The sequence below is a fragment of the Rahnella sp. PD4 genome, assembly GCF_049199325.1.
Taxonomy (GTDB): Bacteria; Pseudomonadota; Gammaproteobacteria; order Enterobacterales; family Enterobacteriaceae; genus Rahnella; species Rahnella perminowiae.
Genome location: NZ_JBLZQF010000005.1, coordinates 276212 through 290357 on the forward strand (window position 1 = coordinate 276212; position 14146 = coordinate 290357).

Consider the following 14146-nt stretch of genomic DNA (forward strand, 5'->3'; position numbering starts at 1 on the left):
TCAGGAAGTGCGGGATTCTTCAGCTTGCTCCTGCGTTTCTGCCAGCCCCGGAGGCAAACCGCACATCTCACAGGCCCGCTCACCAATGCGGATCATTGCTGAAATATAGCGTGTATCAAAAACATAGCAGCACGACAAACGCAGGCCATTGGTGTAGCGGCCGCTGGGTGAATACAGTTGCCCCGGCGTCATACAAATTTTATCTTTCAGCAACTGGCGGAACAGCGTGACGCAGTCGACACCCGGCGGGAAATCCACCCAAATCACAAATCCGCCTGCCGGCTGTGTGGCACGGGTGCCTTGTGGAAAGTGGCGGGCGATTAGCGCGCGTGCCTGCTCAACCTGCGACGCGTAGCGCTTGCGTAAAGCCCGCAGATGATGATCGTAACCGCCTGACTCCAGAAACAGCGTCAGCGTTTGGGAAAGCAAAGCGGACTCTGCCATTGACGATACAGCTTTCAGTTTATGCAGCTTATCGGCAAAGCGTCCGCCTTCCACCCAGCCGATGCGAAAATCAGGGGCCAGCGTTTTGGTAAAGCTGGTGCAAAACAGGATCCAGCCGTCACGGTCAAAGGCTTTTACCGCCGGAGACAATGTCGCGCCAAATTGAATTTCCGCGTACAACCCGTCTTCAATCAGCGGGACATGGTGATCGTTCATCAGCCGCGCCAGCCGTTTTTTTGCCGCCAGCGGCATAGTAAAGCCCAGCGGATTTTGCGCCGTCGGCATGGCGATCACCGCATTCAGACGTTTCTCGGTCAGCAGCATTTCCAGCACATCCAGCGACAGGCCAGTTTGCGGATCCGTGGGGATTTCCACCGCTTTCAGCCCGAGACTTGCCAGCATCGGCAGCAGGTAAAAATAGGTCGGCGTTTCCAGCCCGACGCTGTCACCGGGTTTGGTGGTGACGCGCAACGCCAGCTGTAACGCTTCCATGCAACCGTGCGTAATCGTGATATCTGCGGGTTCTAAAATCATACCGAGCGCCAGTGCACGGCGGGCAATTTGCTGGCGTAACGCCGGGCTGCCCGGCGGCAGCGCGTATTGCCCGATCAGATTGGGCTGACGACGCAGCAGTGATGCCATAATTCGCCCCAGCTTGCCGGTCGGGTAAAAATCGTTCGACTGCGGGCAGGCCAGCGATAAGTTGGTATAGGTGGGGTCAATTTGTGAGGCGAATACTGTGTCGATCAGATCCAGCACTTCATCTGCGGGTTTTGCGGCTGCCGTTTGTGGTTGTTCCTGTGGCTGATGGTTCAGCGCAGGCAACGCGGCACGGACATAAAAACCCGACTGCGGGCGTGCCTCGATAAAGCCGCGATCTTCCAGCCGCCGGTAAGCCGCTACCACAGTGTTGATGCTGACTGACCAGGTTTGTGCGCTGCGCCGCACGGACGGCAAACGGCTGCCCGGCGCGAGTGTGCCACGGCGGATAGCGTCCGCCAGTTGTTCTGCCAGCTGGTTATATCGGGTGTCGCTGAAATCCGCGGTGTCAGTCATGGTGTCAGTTCCGTAAAAAGTGATGGGTACAGTTTTGGGTTACGCAATCTGTAACCATAACAATAGCGTATTTCTGGTTCTGTTACCTTCTCTGTTCAGCGTTTACTCTGGCTATCTGGAAAACAGGGGATGCAGGAAAACAACATGATCGATACCGCTTTTGTCAGTTACGTCACTGTGATGTCAATTACGCCCGGCCCGAATAATCTGTTGCTGGCGGCTTCCGGGGTGAATTTCGGGCTGCGCCGCAGCGTGCCGATGATGCTGGGCATTACACTTGGCTGCGTGGTGCAATGTGCGCTGATGACTTCCATGCTGGCGATTCTGCTTAGCTGGATGACGGTGGTGCGTCTGCCGATGGCGGCAGTGGGCTGCGCCTATCTGTTCTGGTTGTCGTGGAAAATTTACCGTTCCGGTTCGCCAAAAGAAGGGACCAAACAGCAACCGATGAACATGGTTAATGGTGCATTATTTCAGGCTGTGAACCCAAAAGCCTGGCTGATGGCGACTAATGTGGCGATCTTATTCACCCCGCCTGATGGCAACATGCTGCAACATACACTGCTGATTTGTATCGGCTTCGCGCTGATCAATCTGCCCTGCATTCTGGTGTGGGTAGTGATGGGTGACAGATTACGTCAGGCATTACGGATAGAATGGAAGCTGAAAATGTTCAACACGATCATGGGCGGCATGATGGCGTTAACCGCGCTTTGGCTGCTGGTGGGCGAAGTGCGTCATGCGCTTCACTAAAACGAATCCCCAAAATAGTTCGGGTTGCAAAAAGGCGGCAAGTGATGGAATCCTGATGAGCTTACTCAAGTAAGTGATTCGGGTGACTGAACGCAGCTAACGCATCTGCGGCCCGAAGTATGACGGGGATTCACTTTTGCACCGGAGAAAGCCTGGAAGGCTGCTGATTACTGATATGGGCAATCAGCCCGGTCACGGAAAGCACCATGGTGGAGCGGACGATTTGCTGATAACGCTGGCGTTGCATGGCGATCAGCGATTCGTCGGCTTCCCCGGGTTTCAGGAAGGTCGGTGCCGGCGGCAGTTCTGTCACACAATGCAATTCACCGAACGGGCCGAGAATTTCATCATCGGTAAAACGATACTCTTCGCCGTCGTAATTCAGCTCTTCACGCAACGCCATCAGTAATTCCGCATCTTCATACTCGTGACGGCTGATTACACCCAGCGCATAAATCAGTTTTAAGCGAACAGACAAATCACCAAGCGGGCCGGTGCCGGTCAGTAAAGGTTCGACTGCATATTTCACCGCGTAATCGTCTTTGCGGAAAACCTGCACGACCAGAATATCCAGCGCTTCCGCCAGTAACTCCACAGCGGTCATTAAAAAGCTGCGCACGGTTTTACCCGCATTGAGCTTTTCAAGGACACGGTTTTCAAACGCCTGAGCTTTTTCCATAGGGCTTACTTGCATTAAAGAGCCGGTGCCGACAGCGCCCCTGGCGTCATCCATGATGCGCGCATGTCGGACAGAGACATCCTGCCCGACAGGGCTTTCTTTGCCTGGTGTTGGCGAAATCAAAATAAACGCAGTATCAGCGCATCGATTCGTAGAGAGCGACGGCTTTCGCCACGACTTCGCCATCTTCTGGCAGACCTGAAATCTGGGCGAGGGCTGCTTTTGGCCCCACTTTCTCCAGCAATTCTACCAGTTCTTTCGCTTGCGGATCCTGCTCGCTGCGATAATGCATCGCGGCCGCAATTCCTCTCACCAGGTTGTCGTTCGGCAGGCGATATTCCTGCGTACCCAGCAAAGGTTTGATCAAACGATCGCCTGCGCTCAGTTTACGCAGTGGCTGACGGCCAACGCGTTCAACATCGTCATGCAGGTACGGATTTTCGAAACGGGTCAGAATCTTTTCGATGTACGCGAAATGTTTTTCCGGGTCAAAACCGTAACGGCGGATCAGCACTTCACCGCTCTCCTCCATCGCACCACGAACCACCAGACGCACTTTCTCATCAAGAATTGCATCACGAATTGTCGCATGGCCTGCCTGCTGACCCAGATAGGCGGTGATGGCATGGCCGGTATTGAGGGTGAACAGTTTACGTTCGACAAACGCCATCAGGTTATCGGTCAGTTCCATGCCGGCGATTTCGGGCAATTCGCCTTTGAACTGGGTTTTGTCGACGATCCATTCACTGAAGGTTTCAACGGTAACCTCCAGCGGATCGGTGGTGCCAGCAGCGGCAGGCGGAACGATACGGTCAACCGCAGAATCGACAAAGCCGATATGCGCTTCAACCCAGGCTTTTTCATCTTCCGGCAGCGCATTGAATACGTGCTGTTTGAACTGGCTGGTGCCGCGCACCATGTTTTCACAGGCAATAATGTTCAGCGGCTTTTCGTTGCCCTGCTGATGACGCAGCACCAGACCTTTGGCGACGTTTGGCGCGATTTTTTCCAGCACGGTCGGGCCGACGGCGGTGGTCACCAGATCGACTTCAGCGATCAGGTTGATGGCCTCCTGACCGGCGCTGTTCACGGCATTCACATTCGTGACAGGCTCAATGGTGGCCTGCTCACCGACAACGTGCACGTCATAACCTTTACGGCTGTTCAGCGCGTCCAGCAACGCAGGGCTGACATCCGCAAACGTCAGTTCAGCCCCGGCATCAGCAAGTAATTTGCCAATAAAACCGCGACCGATGTTACCTGCACCAAAATGTAATGCTTTCATAATATTTCCTTCAAATCGGGGGCCATACTTTATGGTAAAAAGCTTTGGGTAAAGCCGGGAGCCGCCCGGCTCCGAATCAACAAGCGGGTCTTTTATCAAGACCCGCTTAGTGACGCTCTACTGATTAACCGCTCAACGTTAGCCGCGAAGGATGGTCAGAACTTCTTCAACGCTGGTGGTGTTCGCCAGACGGTCAATAACCCCGTCTTCATCCAGCGCCGTGGTCAGTTTGGTGATCACGTTGATGTGCTCATTGTTACGCGCTGCAATACCGACGACCAGGCGTGCACGGTCATCTTCATCATCGCCCCAGCGGATACCCGCCGGATACTGGCAGAACACGATACCGGTTTTCAGTACGCGATCTTTCGCTTCAATGGTACCGTGCGGCACAGCAATGGATTCCCCCAGATACGTTGAGGTCAGTTGCTCACGTGCCAGCATCGCCTCCACATATTCTGCCTGAACATAACCGCCTTTCACCAGTTGTTCACCGGCAAAACGAATCGCGTCTTCTTTGGTGCCCGCATTCAGGCCGAGGAAAATGTTGCTTTCGCTGATGCGGAACAGGTTTTCGTTTTCATTGTCAGCCACAAGGCTGTCGCCCAGCGTAGTGGTCACTTTCTCTTTGTACTGGCTGGCTTTGTTCACTTCTACCAGACGGGAAGTCAGGTCCGTGTACAAGCCGCTGTCGAGGAAGTTAGTCAGCGAAATGTGCTGTGCATGTGGCACCTGACGCATGGCACGTTCGGTCAGGTCACGGTGAGTAATCACCAGATCCACGTCATCAGGCAGATTGTTGATTGCACTGTTGGTGACGCTGATGTTGGTCAGACCTGCATCCTGCACTTTTTTGCGCAGCACACCGGCACCCATGGCGCTTGACCCCATACCGGCGTCACAGGCAACGATGATTTTACGTACGGTAGACAGGTCACCCGCTACGCCTGCAACAGCCGGTTTGCCGCCTTTAGACTGGGCTTTCATATCCTGCATGCGACGTGTTGCTTCGTCCAGATCGTCGCCATCTTTCGCTTTGGTGGTTTTCAACAGGAATGCGGAGATAACGAAGGACACCGCAAATGCTGCCACAATCGCCGCAATGTTAGCGAAGTACGTGCCTTTTGGCGTCATCGCAAGAACCGCAAGAATGGAACCCGGAGAAGCCGGGGATACCAGGCCACCGTTGAGCAGCGTCAGGGTGAACACGCCGGTCATACCCCCCAGGATTACCGCCAGCAACAGACGTGGGTTCATCAGAACGTATGGGAAATAAATTTCGTGGATACCACCCAGGAAGTGGATGATTGCCGCACCGCCCGCAGATTGCTTAGCGCTGCCACGACCGAAGAACATGTACGCCATCAGGACGCCCATACCCGGACCTGGGTTCGCTTCGATCAGGAAGAAGATAGATTTACCGGTTTCAGTCGCCTGCTGGATACCCAGCGGAGAGAAGATACCGTGGTTGATGGCGTTATTGAGGAACAGGATTTTCGCCGGTTCAACAAAGATAGAGGCGAGCGGCAACAGGTTATGGATAACCATGATATGCACGCCTGCAGCCAGCAATTTAGACAGGGCTTCAACCAGCGGGCCGATGGCCAGGAAAGCCAGGATTGCCAGCAGCATACCAATAATACCGGCCGAGAAGTTGTTAACCAGCATCTCGAAGCCGCTTTTGATTTTACCGTCAACCCAGCGGTCAAAACGCTTGATGCACCAGCCGCCTAACGGGCCTGCAATCATTGCGCCGAGGAACATTGGCATATCCGCACCAACGATAACCCCCATTACGGTGATTGCGCCGACCACACCACCACGATCACCACCAACCAGACGACCACCGGTAAAACCGATGAGCAATGGCAGAAGATACGTGATCATCGGGCCAACCAGTTTCGCTAATGTTTCATTAGGGATCCAGCCGGTAGGAATGAACAGAGCAGTAATGATACCCCAGGCGATAAATGCGCCGATGTTGGGCATTACCATGTTACTCAGGAAGCGACCAAAGTTTTGAACTTTGATCTTAACGTCTGGTGAAAACATAAAACGCACCCCTATTGATACGCGCTGACAATAGAGCGCGTGATATCAGTTAATTATCGGTGACGGTTATTTCGGTTTTTGTGCCACTGCTTTAAAAATCCGTCCGTCGAATTGCTGTCTGCGAGGCGGACTCTACCATGTGATTATAGGCCTCGCGTAGCCACCCCACAGCTCGTGACGCAGATCACACATACGGGACCCTTACCCCCTGTATTTTGGTGACTTCGATCACAAAAACAGCCTGTAACCGAGCTACACTGGTGATTATTTAAGCGCATCACCTCTAATAATGTGACTTAAGTCACTTTTTGTTAACGAGTCTTTATCATTAAAACGTGATATTCATCACAAAGTATTTTTGGGCGGACTTGTGTATTTCGCTTAAAAAAAATTCAGACGTGTCTTAGGAAAGGAAAACTGAGTTTACAGAGGAAATGCTGAAAGAAAATTACAGGCGGGGGCGGAAAAACAAAACGGCGAACTGTCAGACAGCCCGCCGTGATGAAATCGTGTTTTACAGAGAAAATTACTTCCCGCCCTGCGCCTTCACAATGGCGGCCTGCAGTTCTTCGGCAGAAACGGCACCAGGCAGCACACTGGTGTTTTCAGCAGTTGCACCGCTGGTTGGCATCACCACGAAACCCGGGGTGCCGCTGAAGCCCAGCGTACGTGCCAGCTCATCGTTAGCGGCGATCGCTTCGTGTGTGGCTTTGCGCTGTGCATCGGTTGGCGCTGTCGCTTTGGCAGCTTTCACTGCACCGGCGATATCAGCATCTGTAAGCTTACCTTCATCATGACCCGTGCGGTAAATGCTGTTGTGATAATCGAAATACGCCTGGCTGCCTTTTTCTTTCCAGATGGCCATACCGGTTTCCGCAGCCGTGATGGAGGCTTTCCAGCGATCACCGAAGATTGGCCATTCTTTGAAGACGAAGCGCACGTTCGGGTTCGCTTTCACGGTCTGCTCAACCACCGGCGCCATGTGGCTACAATACAGGCACTGATAATCGAAGAATTCTACGAACGCGACTTTGGCATCTTTCGGACCATAGCTTGGGGTCGCCGGGTCGTTTACCAGCGTTTTGGCGTTTTCAAGCACGGCGCTCAGGGTTTGCTGTTGTTGCTGATCAGCCTGCTGTGCCTGCAATTTCTGGCTGACCTGCACCAGAATTTCCGGGTGCTGCAACATGTAATCCGCCGCAATTTTACCAATGGCTTCCTGCTGCGCCGGGGTGAAATCTGCGGTTGCGCTGTCGGCAGCAAAAGCCAGCGTCGGCGCCAGCACCAGAGAAGCCAACAGAGTCATCGTCTGACGTTTCATCAAAAATCCTTAAAGTGAAATACGGGGAAAATCGGACAGTTGCCTTCAAAAGTAGAGGAATTCAGCCGGATTTGCAGGCTAAAAATTGTCATTTTTTATAAATCTATGGGCAGGGTCCGGGGCAATAAAAAAGCCACGTACAAGATGACGTGGCTTTTTTGCAGATTTTAGTGTGGCTTAGTGGCTGAAATCGCCCTGCGCGACTTTTTGCGCCTGAAGCAATGTCTGCTGTTTGCCCACCAGATTAGACATCATGGTGTTGTACTGCGTAGCCTGTTGCTGCGTCGGGAACTGCACGCCGCCGTTAGCAAAGGCGACCTGAGTGCCCTGCTGTTGCAGGAAATCACCCACTGACACGATATCCTGCGTGAAGCTTTGCAGCGCAGGCACCAGCGGGGTCAGCACGTTAGCAGGCTGGGTCACCACACTGTTGTATACCTGGCTATAAACGGCTTTCAGATCATCCGGCTGTTTCAGTGCAGCCATCGCGGTATCGGCTTTGACTTTCGAATCACGCAACTGGGCATTGAGCATGCTCAGCGTACTTTCCGCCTGTTGCAACGCGCTGCGCTGCGTCATGTAATCCTGCGGCGTACGCACCTGACCAATCGCGCTGACCACCGGTACCAGGCTACCTTCAACGGCACCTTTCATCTGGCGGGAGAATGACAGAATGATGCCGTAGTCATTCGCGTAATTACCAAAACGTTGTTTCTGATCTTCACTCAGCGACGGCAGATTTTGCCCGCTGCGCATGACGGTATTTTGCAAATAATCGATAAAGGCTTTGCGTTGTTCCGGTTCTTTATCGCCGCATGCAGTGAGCTGAAACACCACCAGCAGTGCGATAATCGGCGCCAGCCAGCGAGACAATACACCGCTTCTGATCCCTACAGCCATGAGTCCTGACTCCTGATTTCAATGTTCTTCTTCCGGCCAGTTCCCTGCCGATATGCGGCTTTCCATGCCAGGTATCAACCCAAAATAATTCCAGATGCGGGAAGGCAGCAAGCACGCGAATCCCTATGAACTTACATAAGTAAGTCATTCTGGCGCAGCCGCCACCTGCAATCTGAAGTATGACGGGTATAGGATAGAACATCTCAGGCAGATGTGATACTCACAAAACAAGTACGTTGAGTTATCGTTTCCAGGCCCCCTTCGCTTTTTTTGCGTACAACGCTTACCTGTCATTTCACTATGTGGCTTTATCTCCTGAATGAATAATAGAAATAAATCTTCATACCTATTTCTATTTATTCATATTTATTAACAAGCTGAGAATTAAAGATTTATATTTATATAGATCACTAAAAATATCTTAATAAACAATTAAGTTAAGGCAATTCACCACCGTGATAAACTGAAGGTGGGATTATATAATCATTAACTTTAGGAGTAGGTATGTTCTCAGAAAAAGAAACGCAAGACAAAATCGCTGATATGCAAGATAAAAAACAAAAAATGCTACAGATAAAATCAAAATTAGAAAATGAAATCAAAGAGTTAGAAGAAAAATTCAGTCGTCAATGTGATTTCGCTAATATATCTCAAAACATGAGACATTATATTTTATTAGAAAAAAAAGTGGAAGAATTAGCAAATAGGTGCTTCAGTAATTCGACGAGATACTGTAACACCTTTCATGAGGGATTATATAAAGAGAAAGATGAGATAAAGAAAAACCTGAAAAGCCTGCAAGGATATTCCTCTCTCTTAAATAAAACAAAAGTGACCGATAAAAATGCAGAATTACGATTAAAAGGTCAAAAAATTAAAGCAAGCCAACCTAAAAACGTGTTAAAAAAACTCTTTTACCAGGGGCGGTATGAGAGAGAAACTCAGGCATTGAATTATGCTTTATCTTGTTACGATATAAAACCTGCAGGCGAAAATTTCACACTCAATGACGCACATACTATTAATGAAAAAATAGATGATTTCCGCCATTTCAGCACACAACTTGATCAGCTTCATGAAGAAATAAAGAAATTCGGCTCAAATTATACACTTGCATTAATGAGTTTATCATCAGTAGCCAGATCTATTTCCGATAACCCTGCTTATTTAAAAATGAAAGAACTGTTCCTTGGATATAAAACTCTTTCCTGTATTTATTCAAGTAACAGAGGATCCAGCGAGATTAACAAAGCCCTTCGCGCAAAAAGAGATCCCCACCTCAGTGCAAATGATGTGATCGAAGGCATGCGTAAATTCAATCACGATATTGAACACCGAAGCCTGAAAGAAGAAAGAGACAAAATTAAGTTCTATTGCAAAAAAATGTCTTACGCCACACTGTGTAAGATGGAAAAATTTATGTATCAACCTAAAGGAGTTAAGAGGACTTATTATCGTGGACAGGATCTGAATTCCAAATTGGCAATTAGCCAGTTTCAAAGTTATATGGACAATGGCACCACCGTAAGCCCGACGTCATTTTTCTCCACTTCCGGCACCCGATCCGTTGCTGAAAAATTCGCCAGAGGTGGTGTTAAGGTACTCTTCAAAATATCCGGGTTCTCCTGCGTGAGGATGAGCGGGGAGTATGCAGATCCTTCAGAAAATGAATTCGTTTTTACCCGTCTGGCAAAATTTAGCGTTAAGGAAGTCAGCGAAGACAGCTCCGGCATGTATCACATCAGCCTCCAAGAAGTCACCGTAGGCAACAATAATAAAGAAATGCCTTATTAAGATCAGAAAACAAAAAGCCAGTTCAAATACGATTTTGAACTGGCTTTTTCATTACCGAACTACCCTTACTGAAGCAGCGAAATATCCGCGACCTGCAGGAACAGCTCACGCAGTTTGGACAGCAGTGTCAGACGGTTAATCCGCACCGCTTCGTTCTCGTCCATCACCATGACGGTGTCAAAGAACGTATCGACGGTTTCACGCAATGCAGCCAGCTCCACCAGCGCTTCTTTGTACTGACCAGCCGCAAACAGCGGTTCCAGTTTGTCGCGCAACACCACCAGATGCGTTGCCAGTTTCAGCTCAGCAGGTTCTTTCAGCACCGATGCGTGGACGTGATCGAACAGGACATCCGTGGATTTGGCCAGAATGTTGGAGACACGCTTGTTGGCCGCAGCCAGCGTTGCCGCTTCGTCCAGCGTACGGAAGTAACTCACCGCTTTCACACGGGCATCGAAATCAGCCGGTTTGGTCGGACGGCGTGCCAGCACAGCCTGAATAGTATCGACCGCATGACCTTCTTCCTGATACCACGCACGGAAACGCCCGAGCATAAAATCAACCACATCATCAACAACCCTGGTGTTGGTCAGCTTGTCGCCATACAGACGCACCGCTTCTTCAGTCAGGGTTTGCAGATCGAGCGACAGGTTTTTTTCAACAAGAATACGCAGAACGCCCAGCGCGGCACGACGCAGCGCGAACGGGTCTTTGTCGCCTTTCGGATGTTGACCGATACCAAAGATACCGGCCAGAGTGTCCATCTTATCCGCGATAGCCAGCGCGCATGCCACCTGCGAAGCCGGTAATTCGTCGCCCGCAAAGCGTGGCTGATACTGTTCGTTCAGCGCAACGGCAACTTCTTCCTGCTCGCCGTCGTGACGCGCATAGTGCATGCCCATCACGCCCTGCGTGTCGGTGAACTCGAAGACCATGTTGGTCATCAGGTCGCATTTTGACAGCAGACCGGCGCGTTTTGCGTTCTCAACGTTGGCACCGATTTTCTCAGCGATCCAGCCAGACAGCGCCTGAATACGGTCGGTTTTGTCGCGCAGCGTCCCCAGCTGTTTCTGGAACAATACGGTTTCCAGACGCGGCAGGTTATCTTCGAGACGTTTTTTGCGGTCGGTGTTAAAGAAGAACTCGGCATCAGCCAGGCGCGGGCGCACCACCTTCTCGTTACCGGAGATGATTTGCTGCGGATCTTTCGATTCGATGTTAGCCACGAAGATAAAGTTCGGCAGAAGTTTACCTGCGGCGTCATACACCGGGAAATACTTCTGGTCACCTTTCATGGTGTAAACCAGCGCTTCTGCCGGCACCGCCAGGAATTTCTCTTCGAATTTAGCCGTCAGTACCACCGGCCATTCCACCAGAGATGCGACTTCTTCCAGCAGGCTTTCGCTCAGATCAGCGATACCGCCAATCTCTTTCGCTGCTTTTTCAGCATCACGTTTGATCAGTGCTTTACGCTCTTCGTAATCAGCGATCACTTTGCCGCGTTCCAGCAGAATTTGCGGATACTGATCGGCATTATCAATCGTGAACTCCGGCTCACCCATGAAGCGGTGACCGCGAATAGTGCGGGCGGAATCAATACCGAGGATTTTCGCCGGGATCAGTTCATCGCCTAACAATAGGGTGACGGTATGCACCGGACGCACGAACTGCACGTCGGAATCGCCCCAGCGCATCAGTTTAGGGATCGGCAATTTGGACAATGAAGTTGCAATCATCGCAGGCAGCAGCTGTTGTGCGCTTTCGCCTTTGACGTGCGCACGGTAAACCAGCCATTCACCTTTGTCAGTGACCAGACGATCGGCCTGATCCACCGTGATACCGCAACCGCGAGCCCAGCCTTCAGCGGCTTTGCCCGGTTTGCCTTCAGCATCAAACGCCTGCGCCACAGCCGGACCGCGTTTTTCAACTTCGCGGTCAGCCTGTGATTCGTGCAGTCCGGAGACTTTCAGCGCCAGACGGCGCGGTGCTGCAAACCATTTTACATCGCCGTGTGGCAGATTCGCCGCATCCAGCTCCGCAGTCAGGTTGGCCGCAAATGATTCAGCAAGGCTGCGCAGAGCCTTCGGTGGCAGTTCTTCCGTGCCGATTTCCACCAGAAATGTTTTTTCAGTCATGGACTTATCTCACTTCTCGTTCTTTTTGCACATCGGGAAGCCCAACACTTCGCGGGAGGCGTAATACGCCTCAGCTACCGCTTTAGTCAGGGTACGGATGCGCAGAATGTAGCGCTGACGTTCAGTCACAGAAATCGCTTTACGGGCGTCAAGCAGGTTGAAGCAATGTGCCGCTTTCAGGATGCGCTCGTAAGCAGGCAGCGCCAGTGGCTTTTCGAGCGCCAGCAGGGTTTGCGCTTCTTTCTCGTGCTGTTCAAAACAGGTGAAGAGGAAATCAACATCGGCGTATTCGAAGTTGTAAGTAGATTGTTCTACTTCATTCTGATGGAACACGTCACCGTACGTCGTTTTGCCCAGCGGACCGTTGCTCCACACCAGATCGTAAACGCTGTCCACGCCCTGGATATACATCGCCAGACGTTCCAGACCGTAAGTGATTTCACCGGTCACCGGTTTACATTCCAGGCCACCGACCTGCTGGAAGTAAGTGAACTGTGTCACTTCCATGCCGTTCAGCCACACTTCCCAGCCGAGGCCCCAGGCGCCGAGCGTCGGGTTTTCCCAGTTGTCTTCAACAAAGCGAATATCGTGGATCAGCGGGTCGAGGCCCAGCTCTTTCAGCGAGCCGAGGTACAGCTCCTGAATGTTTTCCGGTGAAGGTTTGATCATCACCTGGAACTGATAATAGTGCTGCAGGCGGTTCGGGTTTTCGCCGTAGCGACCGTCAGTCGGACGGCGTGATGGCTGAACATAGGCTGCCGCAAAAGGCTCAGGGCCGAGTGCGCGCAGGCTGGTCATCGGGTGCGATGTGCCCGCGCCAACTTCCATATCCAGTGGTTGAACAATGGTGCAGCCCTGCTGCGCCCAATAATCCTGCAGTGTCAGGATCAGGCCCTGAAATGTCTTGGTATCAAACTTTTGCATGTTGGTTTCGCACGCGAGAAAGTGGGTGTATACACAAAATACTTCGAGTTGCAGGAAGGCGACAAGCTCGTGAATCCCCGGGAGCTTAGATAACTAAGTGACCGGGGTGAGCGAGCGCAGTCAACGCATCTGCAACTTGAAATATGACGTGTATTAGAGAGTGCGACAGTATACCCGCTGAACGGAAGATAATCAGCCAGAATGACACATCCGTTCTGCCGGATTGGCTTTGGAGACGCAAGTATTTACCGCTTCTCAGCCAGTTTGTACGCTTCGTTGCCTTCGCGTTTACCCACGGCGACAACGGTCACCACGATTTCCTGCTCCTCTACCTGATAAACCAGCCGGTAACCAAGACTCTTTAATTTGATTTTATAGCGGTTGTTTTTAGGGCCGCATAAGCGGGCAGAAGCCACGTGGGGATTCTCCAGCCGCTCAGCCAGTTTCTTTTTAAATTGTTCCTTGATCGTTGGGGCAAGTGCTTTCCATTCTTTTAAAGCTGATTGGAAAAAGTTGAGTTTATAGGTCATCCAGTGTCAGCCCTATCCTTTCTTCACCCTGCCGCGCATCCATTATGCGGTTCAATTCGACGTCTTCTGCAAGACTCAGAAAATAGGCGTAAACATCGGGTGGAACACAATAAAAAGCGGGCTCGTTACGGTTAAGGATGGCCACCGCTTCGCCCTCACCTGCGCTAAACGTTCCCATCGGGTCACGTTTTAGCTCAGTGATACTTGCAGCTGAGGAAGTGAGTATTTCAAATGGCATCGTTTTTCTCCTTTCATGTTATGCCATCAGTATAG

At 51.4% G+C, this 14146-nt stretch carries 12 protein-coding genes; 2 read left to right on the forward strand and 10 right to left on the reverse strand.

From position 1 onward, the window contains the following. A complete protein-coding gene (locus ACOZIO_RS15270; protein WP_129954032.1) occupies positions 1-1500 on the reverse strand; it encodes a PLP-dependent aminotransferase family protein in 1500 nt (499 codons plus the stop codon). Positions 1501-1644: 144 nt separating this feature from the next. On the opposite strand from ACOZIO_RS15270, the gene ACOZIO_RS15275 reads away from it, so the two are divergent. Continuing rightward, on the forward strand, positions 1645-2253 hold the full coding sequence (locus ACOZIO_RS15275; protein WP_129954034.1) for a LysE family translocator: 609 nt from the start codon (positions 1645-1647) through the stop codon (positions 2251-2253). Positions 2254-2383: 130 nt separating this feature from the next. On the opposite strand, the gene ACOZIO_RS15280 is transcribed toward ACOZIO_RS15275, so the two are convergent. The 5 genes from ACOZIO_RS15280 to ACOZIO_RS15300 form a co-directional block, all read right to left on the reverse strand. Next, entirely contained in the window at positions 2384-2932 is a 549-nt protein-coding gene (locus ACOZIO_RS15280) for an MltR family transcriptional regulator (RefSeq protein WP_014411435.1), read from the reverse strand. Between the two features lie 136 nt (positions 2933-3068). Further along, the gene (locus ACOZIO_RS15285) at positions 3069-4217 is read right to left on the reverse strand and encodes a mannitol-1-phosphate 5-dehydrogenase (protein ID WP_129954035.1); all 1149 of its coding nucleotides are present in this window, start codon (positions 4215-4217) and stop codon (positions 3069-3071) included. A gap of 138 nt (positions 4218-4355) precedes the next feature. Continuing rightward, a complete protein-coding gene (locus ACOZIO_RS15290; protein WP_129954037.1) occupies positions 4356-6269 on the reverse strand; it encodes a PTS mannitol transporter subunit IICBA in 1914 nt (637 codons plus the stop codon). Positions 6270-6795: 526 nt separating this feature from the next. Continuing rightward, complete coding sequence (locus tag ACOZIO_RS15295) at positions 6796-7590, reverse strand: DsbA family protein (protein WP_129954039.1); 795 nt, start codon at positions 7588-7590, stop codon at positions 6796-6798. Positions 7591-7767: 177 nt separating this feature from the next. After that, entirely contained in the window at positions 7768-8490 is a 723-nt protein-coding gene (locus ACOZIO_RS15300; protein WP_129954041.1) for a DUF3053 domain-containing protein, read from the reverse strand. A 504-nt stretch (positions 8491-8994) separates the two neighbouring features. On the opposite strand from ACOZIO_RS15300, the gene ACOZIO_RS15305 reads away from it, so the two are divergent. After that, positions 8995-10284 (forward strand): hypothetical protein, encoded by a 1290-nt coding sequence (locus ACOZIO_RS15305; RefSeq protein WP_129991538.1) that lies wholly within the window; start codon positions 8995-8997, stop codon positions 10282-10284. A 65-nt stretch (positions 10285-10349) separates the two neighbouring features. Here the strand turns inward: ACOZIO_RS15305 and glyS are convergent, their stop codons facing one another. From glyS to ACOZIO_RS15325, 4 genes are all read right to left on the reverse strand, one after another. Further along, a complete protein-coding gene (glyS, locus tag ACOZIO_RS15310) occupies positions 10350-12419 on the reverse strand; it encodes a glycine--tRNA ligase subunit beta (protein ID WP_129954047.1) in 2070 nt (689 codons plus the stop codon). A gap of 9 nt (positions 12420-12428) precedes the next feature. Then, entirely contained in the window at positions 12429-13343 is a 915-nt protein-coding gene (gene glyQ, locus ACOZIO_RS15315; RefSeq protein WP_014333298.1) for a glycine--tRNA ligase subunit alpha, read from the reverse strand. Between the two features lie 245 nt (positions 13344-13588). Next, positions 13589-13873, reverse strand: a complete 285-nt coding sequence (locus tag ACOZIO_RS15320) for a type II toxin-antitoxin system RelE family toxin (protein WP_421595470.1) — start codon at positions 13871-13873, stop codon at positions 13589-13591. Next, positions 13863-14111: a type II toxin-antitoxin system Phd/YefM family antitoxin gene (locus ACOZIO_RS15325; protein WP_129991539.1), complete on the reverse strand. Its 249-nt coding sequence runs from the start codon at positions 14109-14111 to the stop codon at positions 13863-13865. Before ACOZIO_RS15325 ends, ACOZIO_RS15320 begins: the two co-directional genes overlap by 11 nt. Positions 14112-14146 lie beyond the last annotated feature (35 nt).